This is a genomic window from Streptomyces sp. NBC_00316 (assembly GCF_036158715.1).
In the GTDB taxonomy this organism is placed as follows: Bacteria; Actinomycetota; Actinomycetes; order Streptomycetales; family Streptomycetaceae; genus Streptomyces.
In genome coordinates, this window is the sequence record NZ_CP108023.1 from 977,292 (window position 1) to 998,569 (window position 21,278).

Here is a 21,278-nt window from a genome sequence, read left to right on the forward strand (position 1 = left end):
TGCAAGGGTTTGGGTGGTACGGACGTACCGAAGAAGGAGGCCCCGGAATGTCACCGGACGCACCCGTCAACCACGGTCCGACCGCGTACGACCGTCCCCTCGGTGAGGGCGAGGCGGAGGATTTACTGCGATGCATATGTTTCAAGACCGGCCCGCCCCGGGCCGTCGGCGTCGAGCTCGAATGGCTGATTCACGACCGCGAACGGCCGTGGACCCCCGTTCCCCCGCACCGTCTCGATGCGGCCATCGCCGCACTGCGTGCGCTGCCCCTGAGCGCGGCACTCACCTTCGAGCCCGGCGGACAGCTGGAGCTCAGTTCGCTCCCCGCCGACTCCCTGATGGCGTGCATCGACACCATGTCCACCGACCTGGCCGCCGTGCGCACGGCGCTCGGCCGGCTGGACCTCGCGCCGGTCGGTCTGGGCGTCGATCCGTGGCATCCCCCGCGCCGTCTGCTGCACGAGCCCCGTTATGACGCCCTGGAGGCCTCGCTGGACCGTTCCGGACCGGCGGGTCGCGCCATGATGTGCTCCACCGCTTCCGTCCAGGTCTGTCTGGACGCCGGAGAGGAGGAGCCGGGGCCGCTCGGATACGGGCGGCGCTGGCAACTGACGCATCTGCTGGGTGCGGTGCTGGTAGCGGCGTTCGCCAACTCGCCGTACCGGCAAGGCCGGCCGACGGGGTGGCGGTCCACTCGCCAGTCGCTGTGGGCCGACCTGGATCCGATACGGGCCCTGGCACCGTCCGGACGTCTCGCTCCGCGCGACGGCTGGGCGGCGCATGTCCTCGAAACCCCGGTGATGTGCATCCGGAGCGACGAGGCGCCGTGGGCCGTGCCGCACGGTCTGACCTTCCGCGACTGGATCCGCACGGGTGCCCCGCGTCCACCGCTGCGCGCCGATCTCGAATACCACATCACCACGCTCTTCCCACCCGTCCGCCCGCGCGGGCATCTCGAACTGCGCATGATCGACGCGCAGTTCGGCGACGACGGATGGATCGTCCCGCTAGCCGTCACCACCGCGCTGCTCGACGACCCGGAGGCCGCCGAGACCGTGTACCGCACCGTCAAACCGCTGGCCGAGACGGCGGGCCCGCTGTCCGCTCCGCGCAACCCGCTGTGGGTCGGCGCAGCCCGTGACGGCCTGGCCGATCCCGAACTGCGGGCGACGGCCCTGACCTGCTTCGAGGTCGCCCTGGATGCGCTGCCCCGGCTGGGCGCGTCCGAAGCGGTCCAGCGGGCGGTGTCGGGCTTTCACGACCGTTTCGTCGCCCGCGGCCGATGTCCGGCCGACGATCTGCCCGCGCTGCTCGCGATGCCCTCGGCGCAGGCGACGCCTGCGGCGTTCCGCACGGAAGAGGGAAAGAAGGCACGCTCATGACCAGCTCCCCCGCGTCCCCGACGCCTGAACCGGATACCGAAGCGCTCCGGAAGCGCGCTCTCGCGGCGCTTCTCACCGCCCGGGAACGCACCACTCTCCTCACCGACAGTGTCGACGACCGTGAACTGACCGCACAGCACTCGCCCTTGATGTCGCCCCTGGTCTGGGATCTCGCGCACATCGGCAACCAGGAGGAGCTGTGGCTGCTGCGCGGCGTGGCCGGGCGGGAGGCGATGCGCCCCGAGATCGACGGGCTGTACGACGCCTTCGAGCATCCGCGGGCCAGCCGCCCCTCCCTTCCGCTGCTGCCGCCCGCCGAGGCCCGCTCGTACGCCGCGGAGGTACGCGGCCGGGCGCTGGACGTCCTGGAGAACACCGCGCTGCTCGGCGACCGTCCGCTCGTGGAGTCCGGCTTCGCCTTCGGGATGATCGCCCAGCATGAACAGCAGCACGACGAGACGATGCTGATCACCCACCAGCTGAGATCGGGCCCGGCCGTCCTCACCTCCCCGGAGCCGCCCCGGCCCACCGACGCGGCGGGACTGCCCGCCGAGGTCCTGGTGCCCGGCGGACCGTTCACCATGGGCACGTCGACCGAACCGTGGGCGCTCGACAACGAACGCCCCGCCCATGCGCGCGAGGTACCGGCATTCCACATCGACACGGTCCCGGTCACCTGCGGCGCGTACCAGCGGTTCATCGAGGACGGCGGCTACACCGAGCGGCGCTGGTGGGCGGCGGAGGGCTGGGCGATGGTCCGTGAGCACGAGCTGACCGCCCCGCTGTTCTGGCACCGGGACGGCGGCCAGTGGCTGCGCCGCCGCTTCGGGGTGACCGAGCCGGTGCCCGCGGACGAGCCGGTGCTCCATGTGAGCTGGTACGAGGCGGACGCGTACGCCCGTTGGGCGGGACGCAGGCTGCCCACCGAGGCCGAGTGGGAGAAGGCGGCGCGTCACGATGCGTCCGCGGGACGTTCGCGGCGCTATCCGTGGGGCGACGACGACCCGTCCCCGGAACGGGCCAACCTGGGGCAGCGCCACCTGCGGCCCGCCCCCGCCGGGGCGTACCCGGCCGGGCAGTCCCCGCTCGGTGTGCGGCAGCTGATCGGCGACGTGTGGGAGTGGACGGCGAGCGACTTCCTCCCGTATCCGGGCTTCGCGCCCTTCCCTTACCGCGAGTACTCGGAGGTCTTCTTCGGGCCCGCCCACAAGGTGCTGCGCGGCGGTTCGTTCGCCGTGGACGCCGTGGCGTGCCGGGGCACGTTCCGCAACTGGGATCTTCCGGTGCGCCGGCAGATCTTCTCCGGATTCCGTACCGCGAGGGATGCCCGTACCGCGAGGGATGCCTGATGTGCCGCCATATCGCCTATCTGGGACCACCCGTGGCACTCGGGGAGCTGCTGACCCTGCCCCCTCACGCCTTGGTCCGCCAGTCCTGGGAACCCCGGCGGCAGAAGTACGGCACGGTCAACGCGGATGGTTTCGGCGTTGGATGGTACGCGGACGGCGACCCGGTGCCGGGGCGTTACCGGCGCCAGGGTCCCGTCTGGGCCGACGAGTCGTTCGCCGATCTGGCCCGAGTGGTACGGAGCCCGGCGCTGCTCGCCGCCGTCCGGGACGCCACCGAGAGGGACTCGGACGGTGAGGCGGCGGCCGCGCCGTTCGCCGCGGGGCGACTGCTGTTCAGCCACAACGGCGCGGTGAAGGGCTGGCCGGGGTCCCTGGCGCCGCTCGCCGCCACGCTGCCCCCGGCCGAGCTCCTCACCCTTGCGGCGCGCTGCGACTCGGCCCTGGTCTGGGCGCTGGTGCAGCACCGGGTGGCGCAGGGCGACGACCTGCCGCAGGCTGTCGCCGACACCGTGTCCGACGTCGCGGGGGCGGCGCCCGGCTCACGGCTGAATCTGCTGCTCACCGACGGCGCGAGGATCGTGGCGACGGCCTGGGGAGACACCCTGTGGTATCTCGCCGAGCCAGGGCTCCGCGTCGTCGCTGCCTCGGAGCCGTACGACGACGATCCGCACTGGCGCGAGGTCCCCGACCGCACCCTGCTGGTCGCGACCCGCGCCGAAGTCCTGCTCACCCCGCTCAAGGAGCCCACCCAGTGAGTCCCTTTCTGCTGACCCGCACCCTGCCGGCGGACGCGACGGACGCGGCGCTGCGCGCCGATGTGCTGCACGGTCTGACTCGGCACCCGAAGACGCTGCCTCCCAAATGGTTCTACGACGCGCACGGCAGCGAGCTGTTCGAGGAGATCACCCGCCTCCCCGAGTACTACCCGACCCGCGCCGAGCGCGAGATCCTGCTCGCCCGCGCGCCGGAGATCGCCTCGGCTTCCGGGGCACGGACCCTGATCGAGCTGGGTTCCGGCTCGTCGGAGAAGACCCGGCATCTGCTGGACGCGCTCCCCGGGCTGCACAGCTACGTACCGGTGGACGTGAGCGAGAGCGCGCTGCGCGGCGCCGCCGAGACGCTGCTCAAGGAGCGGCCGGATCTCTCGGTGCACGCTCTGATCGCCGACTTCACCGGCGGGCTGTCGCTGCCGGACACACCAGGACCCCATCTGGTCGCGTTCCTCGGCGGCACGATCGGCAATCTGCTGCCGGACGAGCGGGCGGTGTTCCTGAAGTCCGTACGGTCACTGCTGTCGCCCGGCGACACCCTGCTGCTCGGCACGGATCTGGTGAAGGACGAGAAGGTGCTGGTCGCGGCGTACGACGATGCGGCAGGCGTGACGGCGGCGTTCAACAAGAACGTACTGACCGTCGTCGACCGGGAGTTGGGTGCGGACTTCGACCCGGACGCCTTCGACCATGTGGCGCTGTGGGAACCGCACCACGAGTGGATCGAGATGCGGCTGCGGGCCCGCAGAGCACTGACCGTGAAAATCCCCGGGCTGGATCTGGTGGTGCCGTTCGAGGCCGGCGAGGAGTTGCGTACGGAGGTGTCGGCGAAGTTCCGCGAGGAGGGGATCCGCGGTGAACTCGCCGTGGCCGGGCTGAGGCTGTCTCAGTGGTGGACGGATTCCGCCGACCGGTTCGCGCTGTCGCTGGCCACGGCGGTCTGAGCGGCGCGGGCGAGCGCACGGCGGCCGGGCAGCGTGCCCGCGGGGATCGGCGGCAGGACGCCGATCTCGGCGGTCAGCCCGGCCGCCGTGACGACACGCCACAGCGAGGCGGCGAGCGGGTCGTCACCGACGAACGCGGCGGCGCCGGCGGCCTGTCCGTCCGTCCGCGCGGTGCGGTAGGCGATGCGTACCGGACGGACCTCGGCCTCCGTGTCGATCGCGGCCTGGAACACGGCGGGGCGGAAGCGGCCGCCGGGTCCGCGCCCGCACCAGGTGCTTCCTTCGGGGAACACCACGACCCGCGACCCGCCGCGCAGCGCCCCCGCGATGTCGCGCACGGTCGTGGGCAGCGCCCGCAGCCGGTCGCGTTCGACGAACAGGGTGCCGCCGAGGGCGGCGAGCGGACCGACTACGGGCCAGCGCCGGATCTCGCTCTTGGCCAGCATCCGGCCGGGGAGGACGGCGGCGACGAGCGGGATGTCCAGCCACGAGACGTGGTTCGCGACCACCAGCGTGCCGGTGTGCGCCGCCCCCTCCGGCGACTGCGGCCGGCCGGTGACCCGCACCCGTACGCCGAAGGCCCGCACCACCCCGTACGCCCACCACCGGATCAGCCGGTCCCGTGGCGCACGGCCGAGCAGCATCACCACCGGGACACACACCACGCCGGCCAGGACGAGGCTGCATCCGGCGAGCAGGAGAGCGGTGGCGGGGAGCCGGCCGCGTACGGGACCGGTGTGGCCGGCGCAGGTGCGCGGGGTGCAGGGTGCGGTGGGCAGCCAGACGCTCATGTCAGCGGGGCGAGGGACAGGAAGTGGCGCAGATAGCGTGGGTCGGTGCGGCGCAGTGACAGCAGGACGTAGAGGTCGGCGACGTTGAAGTCGGGGTCGTACGCGGGTGCCCCGCAGACCCAGGCGCCGAGGCGCAGATAGCCGCGGAGGAGCGGCGGGAGGCCGGCGAGCCCGGTACGCGCGGTGGTTCGCGCTTCGGCGCCCACCGCGACGGGTCGGGTGGCGGCGGTGGGCTGCCAGAGGCGGTGCGGGGTGACCCAGTAGTCCTCGGGCGCCAGGTACCTGGTCCGTACCGTGTCCCAGGAATCGGCGGCCAGCACGCCGCCGTCGGCCAGGGGGATCGAGCAGCAGCCGGCCAGCCAGTTGTGCCCGCTGCGCTCCATGTAGCGGGCGAGGCCGGCCCAGACGAGGGCGATGACGGCTCCGTCCCGGTGGGCCGGGTGGACGCAGGAGCGGCCGACCTCGATCAGGTCGTCGCGGATCGGGCCGAGCCGGCCGAGATCGAACTCGGTCTCGGCGTAGAGACGGCCGGCGATCCGGGCCCGGTCGGGCGGCAGGAGGCGGTAGGTGGCGATGACGTCGCCGGTCGCCACCTCGCGTACCAGCAGGTGGTCGCAGTATGCGTCGAAGGCGTCGCTGTCCAGACCCGGTTCGGGTCCGTCGAGCCGGGCGCCGAGCTCACCGGCGAAGACCTGGTGGCGCAGCCGCTGGGCGGCGCGCACGTCTTCCTGGGTGACGGCGAGGGAGACCCGGTAGTGCGCGGCGGGGGCGTCGGACGGTGCCGGGGCGGGCTGCGGCCCGGTGGGCTGCTCCGGCACGAAGGGGGTGGCGGTGGGCGGGCCGGTGACGAGCGGTGGGGTGGGCAGCGCGTTCATGACGGACTCCGGGGACGGATCGGCAAGGGCGGCTGCCGGGCTGACGCTGCTGCGGCGGCCCGGCCCCTTACTTCTTCCGTGACCGGCTGGATTCGACATGACCGCTGCGGAGAGCCTGGATGTGCGACGGCTGAATCCCGGGGTGTCCTGTCCGGTTGCGGACAGGACACCCCGCCCGGCACGGGAGGCCGGCCCCTCCGCCTCAGCTGCCCGCGAGCTCGGCGGTGATCCGTTCCGAGGCGGCCTTGGCCTCCTCCTGCGGGTCTCCGCCCTGCAGGACGGCGGTCATGTACGGCTTGATCGGGTTGGTGGCCTCGACCGCCGCCCACTGCGGAGAGTTGGGGGTGGCACGGCCGCGCCTGGCACCCTGGGCCATCGCGGCGGTGCCTTCCTGGCCCTCGATGACGTGCGCGAGGCTCGGCTTGTTCGGCACGTAGCTCATGGTCCTGGCGAGGTCCGCCTGCCACTTCTCGCCGGCCAGCGCCTTGATCACGTCGATTCCGGCGCTGCGCTGATCCGCCTTGTCCGGAACGATCAGATCGGACCCGCCGGTGAACACGGAACCGGGGTGCTTCGCGGTCTTGCCGGGGATCGGGAAGTAGCCGAGCTTCCCCTTGAGTTCGGGGTTCTTCTGCTCGATGAGCTTGGCACTGCCCGGCACGGAGATGATCTGCGCGACGTCGCCCTTCGCGAACACATCGGTCTGCGGGGGCTTTTCCTCGTCGGCGTCCTTGGGGCCGTTGCCGTACGACTGGAGTTCCTTGTAGAAGTCCATGCCGCGCAGAGCGGCGGGCGTGGCGAGGCCGCCCTCCCATTCGCCGCCCTTGTCGTCGGCCAGGTTGCCGCCCTCGTCCCAGATGAACCCGGCCAGGACGTACCAGTTCTGGCCTGCGAGGTACATGCCCTGGTTGCCGTCCTGATTGAGCAGCCGGCTGTCCTCGATCCACTCGTCCCGGGTCTTCGGCGGGGTCTTGATGCCCGCCTTCTCGAAGAGTTCCTTGTTGTAGATCACCACACGGTTGGCCGCGTACCAGGGGATGCCGTACTGGATGCCCTCGATGCTGCCCGGGTCGGCGAGGCCGGGGAGCCAGTCCTCGCTGCCCAGGTCACGCATCGACTCGAGGGTCAGATCACGCAGCCCACCGCTCTCCGCGTACTGGGCGACCTGCGTGTTTCCGACCTCGATGACGTCCGGGGTGTCCTCGCCCTTGAGGGCAGCGGTGACCTTGGGCCCGATGCCACTCCAGCTCTGGATCTTGAACTCCAGTTCGACCGAGGGGTGTTCCTCTTCGTACGACGCCGTGAAACGGTCCAGGAAATCGGCGGACACACTGTCCTTCATCAGCCAGATCGTGACCGTCCTGTCGCCGCCGCCTGCGCCCGGGAGATAGCCGCAGCCACCCAGCGCGAGGGTGGAGACGAGCGCTATGGCGCCGATGAGTACACGGTTCTTCACAAGGGTCACCTTCTGCGAGACAGCACGACAAAGTCAGAACCCGATGTGGGGGGACTGCGGGCGGTGCTCGCACGGGCGTGGCTGGATTTTGGTATGGACCTTTCGATTAGGTCAAGGAGAGTTCACGACACATTCTCCCCAGCATCCCCTCGCGTACCCGCGCCAGGTGGGGCACCGTGGTAAGGACGAAGGGAGACACAAGATGTCCAATCACACCTATCGGGTCACCGAAATCGTCGGAACCTCCCACGAAGGAGTCGATGACGCCATCCGCAGAGGTGTGGCGAGAGCCTCTGAAACGTTGCACAATCTCGACTGGTTCGAGATCACCCAGGTACGGGGGCAGATCGTGGATGGCCGTATCGAGCACTACCAGGTGGGCCTCAAAGTGGGCTTCCGACTCGACGAGACGAGCTGAACCGGCCCGGCGGGATCACGTACGCCCTTCGCGCTCCTGCGCATCCTTCATCGACGCCGAGACCGTCGCCCAGCGGGCCCGCACCACGGCGAACCCGGCCTGCTCGGCCGCATCACAGACCAGCTCGTCGTCATCGACCAGCATGCGCACCGCACGCTCCCGGCCCAGCCGCTTCAGGATCTCCAGCTTGGTGTGGCGGGCCGGCCGGCGGTCGTCGTTGCGGCGCATGTACACCCGCCCCTCGGGCAGGCCCTGTTCCGCCAGCCAGGCCACGGTGTCCCGGCGGCAGCGTTCGGGCCGTCCGGTGAGATATCTGATCTCGCACGCCTCGGCGCTGCTCAGCACCAGCCGTACGCCCTCGTCGAGCGGCGGATCGTCCACGGCGGCGGCGAAGAAGCCGCTCCAGTCCCGCCGGGCCCCTTCCAGGAAGTGCTGCCGGTGGCCGCTGTCCGCGAGCGTGCCGTCCAGGTCGAATACGGCCAGCGGCCGGGCGTCGTCTGTCACACACGCCACCCTAGGTCCGGCGGACACGGGGCGGAGCTCGATCGCCGCCGAAGCCGGGAACCGGAACGTCCGCCCTCCCTCGTCAGCCTGTCCAGATCCGTACGGAGACCGCGCACATGCCCACCCCCCACGATCCGTACGTCCGGGTGCGCGGCGCCCGCGAGCACAATCTGCAGGATGTCCACGTCGACATTCCGCGTGACACACTCACCGTCTTCACCGGCGTCTCCGGCTCCGGGAAGTCCTCGCTGGCCTTCGGGACGATCTACGCCGAGGCACAGCGCCGCTACTTCGAGTCCGTCGCGCCCTACGCCCGACGGCTGATCCACCAGGTCGGTGCGCCGAAGGTCGGCGAGATCACGGGGCTGCCGCCGGCCGTGTCCCTGGAACAGCGCCGCTCCGCGCCCGGCGCCCGGTCCTCCGTCGGCACGGTCACCACGCTGTCCAACTCGCTGCGCATGCTGTTCTCGCGCGCCGGGGAGTATCCGGCGGGCGCCGAGCGGCTGGACTCCGACGCGTTCTCGCCGAACACCGCCGCCGGGGCCTGCCCGGAGTGCCACGGCCTGGGCCGCATCCACCGTACGACCGAGGAGCTCCTCGTCCCCGACCCCTCGCTGTCGATCCGCGACGGTGCCATCGCAGCCTGGCCGGGCGCCTGGCAGGGCAAGAATCTGCGCGACGTGCTGGACGCACTGGGGTACGACATCGGCCTCCCTTGGCGCGAGCTGGATGCGAAGGACCGCGAGTGGATCCTCTTCACCGATGAGCAGCCGGTGGTGACGGTCCATCCGGTGCGCGAGGCGGGCCGGATCCAGCGCCCGTACCAGGGCACGTACTTGAGCGCGCGGCGGTGGGTGATGCACACCTTCGCGGACTCCAGGAGCCGTACCCTGCGGGCCAAGGCGGAGCGCTTCCTGACCAGTGTCCCGTGCCCGGTCTGCGGTGGCAGCCGACTGCGCCCGGAGGCCATGGCCGTGACCTTTGCGGGCCGCACGATCGCCGAGCTGGCCGCGCTCCCGCTCGCGGCCCTCGCCGAGGTGCTCGTCGCCGCGGGCGGTGACGACACCGCGCGGGTGCTGACGGCGGATCTGCTGGCCCGGATCGGGACGGTGACCGAACTCGGTCTCGGCTATCTCAGTCTCGACCGCACGGCTCCGACGCTCTCCTCCGGTGAGCTGCAGCGGCTACGGCTCGCCACGCAGCTGCGGTCGGGGCTGTTCGGGGTCGTCTATGTGCTGGACGAGCCGTCGGCCGGTCTGCACCCGGCGGACACCGAGTCGCTGCTCGGGGTACTCGGCCGGCTGAAGGAGGCCGGGAACTCGGTCTTCGTCGTGGAGCATCAGATGGACGTGGTGCGGCGGGCGGACTGGCTGGTCGATGTGGGGCCGCTGGCCGGTGAGCACGGGGGCAGGGTGCTGTACAGCGGTCCACCGGCCGGGCTCGCCGACGTGATGGAGTCGGCGACCCGGCGGTTCCTCTTCGACGCGACCGCGGTGCCGGTGCGGGAGCCACGTACGCCCTCCGGGTGGCTGAAGCTGATCGGTGTGGACCGGCACAATGTGCGCGGTGTCGACGCCGCGTTTCCGGTCGGGGTGTTCACTGCGGTCACCGGTGTCTCCGGCTCGGGGAAGTCGACCCTGGTCGGCCAGGTGCTCGCCGGGCTGCTCGCCGACCGGCAGGCTGCCACGACCGCCGGACCACCCGCAGAGCGGCCCCCGCCGGGGTGTGCGTCGGCGCACGGGCTGGACGCGGTGGACCGTCTCGTCCAGGTCGACCAGCGGCCGATCGGGCGTACACCGCGGTCCAATCTGGCCACGTACACCGGACTGTTCGATGTCGTACGGAAGCTGTTCACCGCGACCGACACGGCGCGCGAGCGCGGCTACAAGTCAGGGCGGTTCTCGTTCAATGTGGCGGGCGGGCGGTGCGAGACCTGCCAGGGCGAGGGGTTCGTCTCGGTCGAGCTGCTCTTCCTGCCGAGTACGTACGCGCCGTGCCCGGACTGCCACGGTGCCCGGTACAACCCGCAGACGCTGGAAGTGACGCTGCGCGGGCTGAACATCGCGCAGGTGCTGGACCTCACGGTGGAGTCGGCGGCCGGTTTCTTCGCGGGGACACCCGCCGCCGAGCGCAGTCTGCGGACGCTGCTCGACGTGGGGCTCGGCTATCTGCGGCTGGGGCAGCCTGCGACGGAGCTGTCCGGCGGTGAGGCGCAGCGGATCAAGCTGGCGGCCGAGCTGCAGCGCACCCGCCGCGGCCACACCCTGTATCTGCTCGACGAGCCGACCACGGGACTGCATCCGGCCGATGTCGAGGTGCTGATGCGGCAGTTGCACGGGCTCGTCGACGCGGGCAGCACGGTGGTGGTCGTGGAGCACGACATGGCGGTCGTCGCGGGCGCGGACTGGGTGATCGACCTCGGTCCTGGCGGTGGGGACCGCGGCGGACGGATCGTCGCGGCGGGGCCGCCCGTGGATGTGGCCGGGGCCGCGGGCAGTCGGACCGCGCAGTACCTGGCTGCCGCCCTCAGGTCTACTTGACGGCCCATCAGGTTCAACCGGCCTGTTTCCACAACTGCGGTCCGGCGGAGACGTTCACCACCGCCGACGCACGCTCAACTGGGCCCGTATCCAAGGGCATCAACACGGCCGGCCATCCCGAGACCTCCTGGTGCCGGGAGCGGGCGACTCCCGGGACCAGGACCGACAGAATCAGCCCTTCCTGGGGAGAAGGCGATCAGCAGAGACAGTGCCGCGCACTCTAGACATCCGATCTGTCATCCAGTGAAATGGCCTCGCCCTCGGCACACGTCGACGCATCTTTCTCATCTCCCCGTCAAAGAACCGATCAATGGGCCAGGAGGTCTCTCGTGACCAATGAACCCCAACCGCAGAGACGCAGCATCCTCAAGCTCGGCGGTACCCTCGCCCTCACACCGCTGATCACTCAGCTGACCGGGGGGATCCCTGTGGGGCGAGCCGTTGCCGCCGGGGCCGCCGCGCCGGCGTCCGTCCAGTGGCCGACCCTGTCGCGCACGTCACTGAACTATTCGATCCCTGCCATGGACTGGCAGTCGCAGGCCCTGCCGATCGGCAACGGCCGGCTCGGCGCCATGCTCTTCTCCAACCCCTCCGAGGAGCGCATCCAGTTCAACGAGCAGAGTCTCTGGGGTGGTGTCAACGACTACGACAACGCCCTCGCGGGCGAGCCGGACAGCGCTTTCGACACCGGCATGACCGGCTTCGGCTCGTACCGGAACTTCGGAGACGTCGTCGTCGCCTTCGGTCGTCGTGCGAAGGTCACGGCCCCGGGGGGACCGTACCGCACCTCCTCGACAGAGGGCGTCGACAAGACGTACGACGGCAACTCGAGCACCAAGTGGTGCATCGAGACGCCCGGCTCGAAGGTGCAGTGGCAGGTCGAGCTCCCCGACCCCGTCGAGGTCGCGTCCTACCGTCTGACGAGTGCCAACGACGTGCCGCAGCGCGACCCGCAGGAGTGGACGTTCTCCGGTTCGACCGACGGCGCCACCTGGACCAGGCTGGACAGCCGCACTCTGACGACGCCTTTCGAGAGCCGGTTCCAGACGAAGGAATTCACCTGTGCCGACACCGCGGCCTACCGCTTCTACCGGTTCGACTTCGCTCCCAAGGCAGGGGTCAGTCACTTCCAGGTGAGCGAGATCGGTCTGTCCGGCGTCGACCTCGCCGGGGGCGGCTCGATGTATCTGTCGTCGCCCAGTGGGCACTCCGAGGGTTCCGGTCGGGCCGCGGACATCTCACGTTCGGTGGACCGCGATCCGGCCACGGTCTGGCGGGTCGACGCCGTCGCACCGGCGGTCGTCTGGCAGGCCGACCTGTCCACCACGACCGTCGTCACCTCGTACACGCTGACGGCGGCCCCGGACCGTCCGCACGACGACCCCCGGCGATGGGCGCTCGAGGCGTCGCAGGACGGGCAGGCCTGGGTGACCCTCGACACGCAGAACCCCGGCGCGCCCTTCGCCGGCCGCGGCGAGACCCGGACCTTCCGGATCACCAACAGCACGGCCTACCGCACCTACCGGCTCACGTTCACTCCCGGCGAGTCGTCCGCCGGCTTCCAGATCGCGGAGGTCGTCCTCGAAGGCAAGGGGTTCGACACGCGGATGCAGTCCACGTTCGTCGACTACCAACGCGCCCTGCACTACTTCGAGGGTGTCCATGTCACCCGTTTCGGCGAGCCGGGGCGGCGCGTTCTGCGGGAGGCCTTCGCCAGCCGGTCCGCGGACGTCATGGTCTTCCGGTACACGGCGGACGGCGACCGGGCACTCTCCGGAACGATCTCGCTGACGTCCGGACAGGATCAGGCCCCGACGACCGTCGACGCCGACGCCCGGCGGACGGCTTTCAGCGGTGTCATGGGCAACGGCCTCAAGCACGCGTGCACCGTCCAGGTCGTGCACAGCGACGGCGACTTCAGCACCGACGGGTCGGTGCTCCGGTTCACCGGCTGCACGACCCTGACCCTGCTCCTCGACGCCCGCACCGACTACAGGCTCGACGCCGCCGCCGGGTGGCGCGGAGCCGATCCGGAACCGGTCGTCGCCGCGACGCTCGGCAAGGCGGCCGCCCGGTCCTACAAAGAGATACGCGACGAGCACACCGCCGAGATGCGCACCCTCATGAACCGCGTCTCCGCCTCCTGGGGCACCTCCGAGGACGCCGTCGTCTCCCTGCCGACCAACGCCCGGCTGGTGCGTTACGCAGCGGGTGGGCAGGACCCGACCCTCGAGCAGACGATGTTCGACTTCGGCCGCTACCTGCTGATCAGTTCCTCGCGCCCGAAGGGGCTGCCCGCCAACCTCCAGGGTCTCTGGAACGACAGCAATACGCCGGCGTGGGCCTCCGACTACCACACGAACATCAATGTCCAGATGAACTACTGGGGTGCCGAGACGACGAACCTGTCGGAGTGCCACGAGGCACTCGTCGGGTTCATCGAACAGGTGGCGGTGCCCAGCCGCGTGGCGACCCGCAACGCCTTCGGCAAGGACACGCGCGGCTGGACCGCCCGCACCAGCCAGAGCATCTTCGGCGGCAACGCCTGGGAGTGGAACACCGTCGCGAGCGCCTGGTACGCGCAGCACCTTTACGAGCACTGGGCGTTCACCCAGGACCGGGTCTACCTCCGCACCGTCGCCTACCCGATGATCAAGGAAATCTGCGAGTTCTGGGAGGACCACCTCAAGGAGCGCGAGGACGGACTCCTCGTCTCGCCGAACGGCTGGTCCCCCGAGCACGGGCCGCGTGAGGACGGCGTCATGTACGACCAGCAGATCATCTGGGACCTGTTCCAGAACTACCTCGACTGCGAGGCGGCACTCGACGCAGATGCCGACTACCGGGCCAAGGTCATGGACATGCAGGCGCGCCTCGCGCCGAACAAGATCGGCCAGTGGGGTCAGCTGCAGGAGTGGCAGGAGGACATCGACAGCGCCGACGACATCCACCGCCACACCTCGCACCTCTTCGCGGTCTACCCGGGCCGCCAGATCACCCTGAAGACGCCCGACTTCGCGGCTGCCGCCCTCGTCTCGCTCAAGGCACGATGTGGCGAGAAGGAAGGCGTCCCGTTCACCGCCGCGACGGTGTCGGGCGACAGCCGCCGCTCGTGGACCTGGCCCTGGCGGGCAGCCCTCTTCGCCCGCCTCGGTGACGGGCACCGCGCCCAGATCATGCTGCGCGGACTGCTGGCCTACAACACTCTGCCCAACATGTTCTGCAACCACCCGCCCTTCCAGATGGACGGCAACTTCGGCATCTCGGGCGCCGTGGCGGAGATGCTCCTGCAGAGCCACGACGGCGTCATCCACCTGCTGCCCGCCCTGCCGGACGAATGGAAGGCCAAGGGTTCCTTCACCGGGCTCCGCGCCCGCGGCGGCTACGAGGTCCACTGTGAATGGCGCGACGGGAAGGTCACGTCCTACAGGATCGTTGCCGACCGGGCGCGGAATCGGCGGAACGTCACCGTGCGTGTGAACGGCGTCGACACGAAGGTGAAGCCGATCAAGCCCTGACATCGCCCGTCCGCCGGCCGGAGCAGCGCGGCCCGTACCGTCGGCACAGCCGGTCTCTTCGCCGGCTGTGCCGACCGGCATCGGAACACGCGCCCTGCTAGGCAGTTGCCGGGACTGCAGGAAGAGCCCGAAAAATGGGAGTCCGCTCAGCTCGCAACATCCGGTGCGTGCGATCACGGGCGCTGGAAAGTCCTCGTAGCGAAGCCACCAGGGCATTTACGGCAACGCGGCGAGCGTGCCGGACGCCGCGAGCCGGGCGCCTGTTCTGCGAGCTCCTCAAGAACCGACGTCGGATCCGATGATCGAGCCGGCCGCCGAGCTGCAACGCGCCCGCCGCGGCCCCACCCTCTATCCACTCGACGAGCCGACGGCCGGCCTGCGTCCGGCCGATGTCGAGGTAATCCAACTCAGGCCCACGCATAGCGAGTTGCTGTTCCAGGTAAGCAATGGGGCATGAAACAGCAAAGAACATTGACCCCGAGTTGGTCCAGACCAATCATGGGCATGCCCTCACAGCCGATCGATGCGTGACGGCATGCGACCCCGGCCGGGATTCACAGGGAACGGGCCGCGCCCCTCACCGGACGCGGCCGAACCGTGCAATCCGCCCGTCGTCCCACCCCGCTGGGAGCATCCCCATGAGACGTTCACGAACAGTCGGCGCAGTCCTCTGCGCCCTGGCCACGGCGGTCGCGTCCGCCGGACTGGTCCTCGGATCGGGCGCCGGAGCTCAGGCCGCCGCGACCGCCGCCACCCCCCTGCCCGCGCATGTCTTCGCCCCGTACTTCGAGGCGTACAACGGCGACAGTCCCGCCGCCCTCTCCGCGGCGTCCGGCGCCAAGTATCTGACGATGGCCCTCATCCAGACGGAAGCCAGGGGTTCCTGCACCCCGTACTGGAACGGCGAATCGAGCCAGCCCATCGCCCAGTCGCAGTTCGGCGCCGACTTCACGACCATGCGGTCGCGCGGCGGCGACGTGATTCCGTCGTTCGGCGGGTACGCGGCCGACAACGGCGCCACCGAGATCGCCGACAGCTGCACGAACGTCGACTCGATCGCCGCGGCGTACGAGAAGGTCATCACGACGTACGACGTGTCCCGCCTCGACATGGACATCGAGGACAACTCCCTGACGAACAGCGCCGGAATCGACCGGCGCAACAAGGCGATCAAGAAGGTGCAGGACTGGGCCGCCGCCAACGGCCGGTCGGTGCAGATCTCGTACACCCTGCCCACCACCACGAGCGGTCTCGCCGACAGCGGTCTCGCGGTCCTGCGGAACGCCGTGTCCAACGGCGCCAAGGTCGATGTCGTGAACCTCATGACGTTCGACTACTACGACGGCGCCGCGCACAACATGGCCATGGACACCCAGACCGCGACGTCAGGCCTCCACGACCAGCTGGCCGGACTGTATCCGGGAAGGACGTCCGCCCAGCTGTGGTCCATGGTCGGCATCATCGAGATGCCGGGCATCGACGACTACGGGCCGGCCGAGACGTTCACCACCGTCGATGCCGCCCCGGTCTACAACTGGGCCGTCTCCAAGGGCATCGGAACTCTGTCCTTCTGGGCGCTGCAGCGCGACAACGGCGGCTGCCCCGGCACCGGCGGAAGCGACACCTGCTCCGGCATCGCGCAGGACACCTGGTACTTCTCGCATACCTTCGCCCCCTTCACGGGTGGCGGGACACCCGCGACGGACGACTTCTCGGTCGCCGTGGCACCCGGTTCGGCGACGGTCGCCCCGGGCGGCTCCACCACCGCGACGGTGAACACCGCGGTGACCTCCGGGAGCGCCAGGACCGTCGCGCTGACGGCGAGCGGGGCGCCCGCCGGAGTGACGGCGACGCTCAGCCCGGCCTCGGTCACCGCGGGCGGTACCTCGAAACTGACCGTCGGCGCTTCGGCGTCCACGGCCCCGGGCACGTACGCCATCACGGTGAAGGGAGCCGCCGGTACGCTCACCCACTCGGCCACCTTCACCCTCACGGTGTCCGGACCCGGCGGCGGTACGGGAGCGCTGGTGAACGGCGACTTCGAGTCCGGATCGCTCGGCCCGTGGAGCTGTGAGAGCGGCGGCGCCGTCGTCTCCACCCCGGTGCACGGCGGTTCGCACGCGCTGGCGGCGGCCGCCACCTCCTCACAGACCGGCGAGTGCACGCAGAAGCTGACCCTGTCGCCCAACACCAGGTACACGCTGAGCGGTTGGGTGCAGGGCAACTACGGCTACCTGGGGGTGCGGGGCGACGCGACGGCCAGCACCTGGGGCTCGTCGAGCGGCTGGGCCAAGGAGACGGTCGCCGTCACCACCGGCTCCACAGGTTCGGTGACGGTCTATCTGCACGGCTGGTACGCACAGGGCACGGTCTACGGCGACGACATCTCCGTCACCTCCTGACCGGTCCCCCATCCGGGAATCCCGGTCCCGGGAGCGGGCGGCTCCCGGGACCGGGCACGCGAGTCACGACGTGCGGTACGCGTCGCGCAGCCGCGACTTCGCCAGCTTCCCGGTCGGTGTCCGGGGCAGCGCGTCGGTGAAGTCGATGCTGCACGGCGCTTTGTAGTGGGCGATCCGGTCCCGTACGAACTCGATCAGCTCCGCGGCCAGCCGGGGTCCTGCCTCGATCCCCTCGGCGGGCTGTACGACCGCCTTGACGGCCTCGCCCATCTCCGGATCGGGAACTCCGAACACGGCTGCGTCCGTGATCTTCGGATGCAGGGCCAGGACGTCCTCGATCTCCTGCGGGTAGATGTTCACTCCGCCCGAGATGATCGTGAAGGCGCGGCGGTCGGTGAGGAAGAGATAGCCGTCCTCGTCGACGTGACCGATGTCGCCGGTGGTGGTCCAGAACGGGTGATCCGGGTGCTGGGCGCCGCGGGTGCGGCCGTCGTCGTTGTGGTAGCGGAACGGCAGCTCCGCACGCTCGAAGTAGACGGTGCCGGTCTCATCCGCCGGCAGCTCGGCGCCGTCGTCCGAGCAGATCCGCACGTCGCCCAGGAGCCCGGCGCGGCCCACGGAGCCGGGTTTGCGCAGCCACTCCTGCGGGCCGATGAACGTGATCCCGTTGCCCTCGGTGGACGAGTAGTACTCGTGCAGCACCGGGCCCCACCACGTCATCATCCGCCGCTTGACCTCGACGGGGCAGGGTGCGGCGGCATGGACGGCGACCTTCATCGACGACAGGTCGTAGCGGGCCCGGACCTCGTCGGGAAGTTTCAGGAGCCGCACGAACATGGTCGGCACCCACTGGCTGTGGGTGACCCGGTGGCGTTCGATCGCCGCGAGTGCCCCCTCGGCGTCGAAGGAGTCCATCAGGACCACCGTGCCGCCGGTGGCCGTGATGACGCCGCAGAAGCGCAGCGGAGCCGCGTGGTAGAGCGGTGCCGGGCTCAGATACACGGTGTCGGTACCGAATCCGTACATCGGCTGGAAGAGCTGGACGAGGGTACTCGGCTCCTTGCGCACGTCGCCGTCGGGCAGGACGGGCTCGATGCCCTTGGGGCGGCCGGTGGTGCCCGAGGAGTAGAGCATGTCGGTGCCGCGCGGCTGGTGGCCGGGCGGCTCGGGCGATGCGGCGGCGAGCGCCTTCTCGTACGAGCACGAGCCGGCGCCGCCGCCCTCCCCGTACACCAGGCGGATCGCCGGTTCCGGCACCGAGGCATCGACCTTCGCGGCCAGTTCACCCAGCGCGGCGGAGGTGATCAGCGCCTTGGCGCCGCAGTCGCGGACGATGTACGCCGCTTCTTCGGCGGTCAGGTGATGGTTGACGGCCGTGAGGTAGAGGCCCGACCGCAGCGCCGCCCAGTAGACCTCGATGACACGGGGGTCGTTGTCGGAGAGCAGCGCGAGATGGTCGCCGGGCCGCAGGCCCGCGGACCGCAGATGGTCGGCGAGCCTGAGCGATCTCTCTTCGAGCCGCCCGTAGCTGAGGGTCCGGCCGCCGTCGGCGGTGACGACGGCCGGCCTGGCGGGGTCGTGCGCTCCGGGATACATGCTCCGAAGGTAGCCCCGCCAGTTGACGGTATGTCAGTCCTCAGCGGCGCACTTTTCGGGTCGCCCGCAGCCACTCCTTGTTCATGGCCGAGATCGACGGCAGTGGGATGCCCTTGGGGCATGCGGTGGCGCACTCCCCCGTGAGCGTGCAGCCGCCGAACCCCTCGGTGTCCATCTGCTCGACCATGTCGAGCACCCGGGTCTCACGCTCGGGGGCACCCTGCGGCAGCACGTTGAGGTGATTGATCTTCGCCGAGGTGAAGAGCATCGCCGAGCCGTTGGGGCAGGCCGCGACGCAGGCGCCGCACCCGATGCACTCGGCGTGCTCGAACGCGAAGTCCGCGTCGGGCTTCGGCACGGGGGTGGCGTGGGCGTCGGGTGCGGTGCCCGTCGGGGCGGAGATGTAGCCGCCCGCCTGGATGATCCGGTCGAAGGCCGACCGGTCCACGACCAGGTCCTTGACGACCGGGAAGGCCGAGGCGCGCCACGGCTCGATGTCGATCGTGTCGCCGTCCTGGAAGGACCGCATGTGGAGCTGGCAGGTGGTGGTGCGTTCCGGGCCGTGGGCGTCGCCGTTGATGACGAGGCTGCACGCGCCGCAGATGCCTTCGCGGCAGTCGTGGTCGAAGGCGACGGGGTCGTCCCCGGCGAGGATGAGCTCCTCGTTGAGGGTGTCGAGCATTTCCAGGAACGACATGTCCTGCGAGATGTCGTCCACCTGGTAGGTGGACATGGCGCCGGGGGCGTCGGCGTTCTTCTGGCGCCAGACGCGCAGGGTGAGCTTCATGCGTAGCTCCGCTGAGTGGGGTGGACGTACTCGAAGACGAGGTCTTCCTTGTGCAGGACGGGGGCTTCGCCGGTGGCACTGAACTCCCACGCGGCGGCGTACGAGAACTCCTCGTCCCGGCGGGCGGCTTCGCCGTCCGGGGTCTGCGACTCCTCGCGGAAGTGGCCTCCGCAGGACTCGGCGCGGTGCAGGGCGTCGAGGCACATGAGCTCGGCGAGCTCGAGGTAGTCGACGATGCGGTTGGCCTTCTCCAGCGACTGGTTGAACTCGTCGCCGGTGCCGGGGACCTTGATGCGGCGCCAGAACTCCTCGCGGATCTCGGGGATCCGGTCGAGTGCCTTGCGCAGCCCGGCCTCGGTGCGGGCCATGCCGCAGTACTCCCACATGAGTTCGCCGATCTCACGGTGGAAGGAGTCGGGGGTGCGGTCGCCGTCGACGGCGAGCAGCAGGTTCAGCCGGTCCTCGGTCTCCGCGAGGGCCTCCTCCACGGCGGGGTGCGAGGCGTCGACCTCGTCGTGGTGCGGGTTGCGGGCCAGGTAGTCGTTGATGGTCGACGGGAGGACGAAGTAACCGTCGGCGAGGCCCTGCATCAGCGCGGAGGCGCCGAGGCGGTTCGCTCCGTGGTCGGAGAAGTTCGCCTCGCCGATGGCGAACAGGCCGGGGATCGTGGTCTGGAGGTCGTAGTCGACCCAGAGTCCGCCCATCGTGTAGTGCACGGCGGGGTAGATCCGCATCGGGGTCTCGTACGGGTTCTCGGCGGTGATCCGCGCGTACATGTCGAAGAGGTTGCCGTACTTCTCCTCGACCTTGGCCCTGCCCATCCGCTGGATGGCTTCCGCGAAGTCGAGGTAGACGCCCTGTCCGCCGGGTCCGACGCCGCGGCCCTCGTCGCAGACGTTCTTCGCGGCTCGCGAGGCGATGTCACGCGGTACCAGGTTGCCGAAGGCGGGGTAGATGCGCTCCAGGTAGTAGTCGCGCTCGTCCTCCGGGATCTCGTTGGCGGGGCGGTTGTCGCCCTTGGCCTTCGGGACCCAGATCCGGCCGTCGTTGCGCAGCGACTCGCTCATCAGCGTCAGTTTGGACTGGTGGTCGCCGGTGCGCGGGATGCACGTGGGGTGGATCTGCGTGAAACACGGGTTGGCGAAGTACGCGCCGCGCCGGTGGGCACGCCAGATGGCGGTGGCGTTGGAGTTCATGGCGTTCGTCGACAGATAGAAGACGTTGCCGTAGCCGCCGCTCGCCAGCACGACCGCGTCGGCGAAGTACGTGTCGATCTTGCCGGTGACCAGGTCGCGCGCGACGATGCCACGGGCCTTGCCGTCGACGATGACCAGGTCGAGCATCTCGGTACGGGCGTGCAGCTCGACGTTGCCCGCGGCGATCTGCCGGGACAGCGCCTGGTAGGCGCCGAGGAGGAGCTGCTGCCCGGTCTGGCCGCGGGCGTAGAACGTACGGGAGACCTGGACGCCGCCGAAGGAGCGGTTGTCGAGAAGGCCGCCGTACTCGCGGGCGAAGGGGACGCCCTGCGCGACGCACTGGTCGATGATCTCGACGGAGATCTGGGCGAGCCGGTGGACGTTGGACTCGCGGGCGCGGAAGTCGCCGCCCTTGACGGTGTCGTAGAAGAGCCGGTGGATCGAGTCGCCGTCGTTGCGGTAGTTCTTCGCGGCGTTGATACCGCCCTGGGCGGCGACGGAGTGCGCGCGGCGGGGCGAGTCCTGGAAGCAGAACTGGACGACGTGGTAGCCCTGTTCGGCCAGCGTCGCCCCGGCCGAGCCGCCGGCCAGCCCGGTGCCGACGACGATGACGGTGTGTTTGCGCCGGTTGGCCGGGTTGACGAGCTTGGCCTCGAAGCGGCGGGTGTCCCACCGTTCGGCGACGGGACCCTCGGGGGCCTTGGTGTCGACGACGGGTGCGCCGGTCTCGTAGTGGGAGTAGTCGGTCAT

At 70.1% G+C, this 21,278-nt stretch carries 15 protein-coding genes; 8 read left to right on the top strand and 7 right to left on the bottom strand.

What is annotated here, in order from left to right; translation table 11 throughout:
• Positions 1–47: 47 nt before the first annotated feature.
• The 4 genes from egtA to egtD are packed head-to-tail and all read left to right on the top strand — an operon-like array spanning position 48 to position 4,445.
• Entirely contained in the window at positions 48–1,382 is a 1,335-nt protein-coding gene (egtA, locus tag OG878_RS04500) for an ergothioneine biosynthesis glutamate--cysteine ligase EgtA (RefSeq protein WP_328885534.1), read from the top strand.
• Complete coding sequence (gene egtB / locus OG878_RS04505; protein ID WP_328885535.1) at positions 1,379–2,731, top strand: ergothioneine biosynthesis protein EgtB; 1,353 nt, start codon at positions 1,379–1,381, stop codon at positions 2,729–2,731. Before egtA ends, egtB begins: the two co-directional genes overlap by 4 nt.
• Positions 2,731–3,486 (top strand): ergothioneine biosynthesis protein EgtC, encoded by a 756-nt coding sequence (gene egtC, locus OG878_RS04510; protein WP_328885536.1) that lies wholly within the window; start codon positions 2,731–2,733, stop codon positions 3,484–3,486. Before egtB ends, egtC begins: the two co-directional genes overlap by 1 nt.
• Positions 3,483–4,445 carry an L-histidine N(alpha)-methyltransferase gene (gene egtD, locus OG878_RS04515; RefSeq protein WP_328885537.1) on the top strand — a complete coding sequence of 321 codons (963 nt, stop codon included), beginning with the start codon at positions 3,483–3,485 and terminating at the stop codon, positions 4,443–4,445. Before egtC ends, egtD begins: the two co-directional genes overlap by 4 nt.
• On the opposite strand, the gene OG878_RS04520 is transcribed toward egtD, so the two are convergent.
• The 3 genes from OG878_RS04520 to OG878_RS04530 all read right to left on the bottom strand — a co-directional run bounded on the left by OG878_RS04520 (position 4,388) and on the right by OG878_RS04530 (position 7,567).
• Positions 4,388–5,236 (bottom strand): lysophospholipid acyltransferase family protein, encoded by an 849-nt coding sequence (locus OG878_RS04520; protein WP_328885538.1) that lies wholly within the window; start codon positions 5,234–5,236, stop codon positions 4,388–4,390. The genes egtD and OG878_RS04520 overlap by 58 nt on opposite strands.
• The gene (locus OG878_RS04525) at positions 5,233–6,111 is read right to left on the bottom strand and encodes a GNAT family N-acetyltransferase (RefSeq protein ID WP_328885539.1); all 879 of its coding nucleotides are present in this window, start codon (positions 6,109–6,111) and stop codon (positions 5,233–5,235) included. Before OG878_RS04525 ends, OG878_RS04520 begins: the two co-directional genes overlap by 4 nt.
• Positions 6,112–6,313: 202 nt before the next feature.
• Positions 6,314–7,567: an extracellular solute-binding protein gene (locus tag OG878_RS04530; RefSeq protein WP_328885540.1), complete on the bottom strand. Its 1,254-nt coding sequence runs from the start codon at positions 7,565–7,567 to the stop codon at positions 6,314–6,316.
• A 202-nt stretch (positions 7,568–7,769) separates the two neighbouring features.
• Between OG878_RS04530 and OG878_RS04535 the strand changes: the two genes are divergently transcribed.
• Positions 7,770–7,985: a dodecin gene (locus OG878_RS04535; protein WP_327127988.1), complete on the top strand. Its 216-nt coding sequence runs from the start codon at positions 7,770–7,772 to the stop codon at positions 7,983–7,985.
• 15 nt (positions 7,986–8,000) lie between these two features.
• Here the strand turns inward: OG878_RS04535 and OG878_RS04540 are convergent, their stop codons facing one another.
• Positions 8,001–8,489, bottom strand: coding sequence for a phosphatase domain-containing protein (locus OG878_RS04540; protein WP_328885541.1), 489 nt, complete (start codon positions 8,487–8,489; stop codon positions 8,001–8,003).
• 116 nt (positions 8,490–8,605) lie between these two features.
• On the opposite strand from OG878_RS04540, the gene OG878_RS04545 reads away from it, so the two are divergent.
• From OG878_RS04545 to OG878_RS04555, 3 genes are all read left to right on the top strand, one after another.
• Positions 8,606–11,029 (top strand): excinuclease ABC subunit UvrA, encoded by a 2,424-nt coding sequence (locus OG878_RS04545; protein ID WP_328885542.1) that lies wholly within the window; start codon positions 8,606–8,608, stop codon positions 11,027–11,029.
• 329 nt (positions 11,030–11,358) lie between these two features.
• Entirely contained in the window at positions 11,359–14,547 is a 3,189-nt protein-coding gene (locus OG878_RS04550; protein WP_328885543.1) for a glycosyl hydrolase family 95 catalytic domain-containing protein, read from the top strand.
• A gap of 638 nt (positions 14,548–15,185) precedes the next feature.
• Positions 15,186–16,949, top strand: coding sequence for a glycosyl hydrolase family 18 protein (locus tag OG878_RS04555; RefSeq protein WP_328885544.1), 1,764 nt, complete (start codon positions 15,186–15,188; stop codon positions 16,947–16,949).
• Positions 16,950–17,012: 63 nt separating this feature from the next.
• Here the strand turns inward: OG878_RS04555 and OG878_RS04560 are convergent, their stop codons facing one another.
• From OG878_RS04560 to OG878_RS04570, 3 genes are read right to left on the bottom strand one after another with little or no spacing between them, the layout of a single operon-like run.
• Positions 17,013–18,545 carry an acyl-CoA synthetase gene (locus OG878_RS04560; protein WP_328885545.1) on the bottom strand — a complete coding sequence of 511 codons (1,533 nt, stop codon included), beginning with the start codon at positions 18,543–18,545 and terminating at the stop codon, positions 17,013–17,015.
• A 40-nt stretch (positions 18,546–18,585) separates the two neighbouring features.
• Positions 18,586–19,332, bottom strand: coding sequence for a succinate dehydrogenase/fumarate reductase iron-sulfur subunit (locus OG878_RS04565; RefSeq protein WP_328885546.1), 747 nt, complete (start codon positions 19,330–19,332; stop codon positions 18,586–18,588).
• Entirely contained in the window at positions 19,329–21,278 is a 1,950-nt protein-coding gene (locus OG878_RS04570) for a fumarate reductase/succinate dehydrogenase flavoprotein subunit (RefSeq protein WP_328885547.1), read from the bottom strand. The genes OG878_RS04565 and OG878_RS04570 overlap by 4 nt, the downstream gene beginning before the upstream one ends.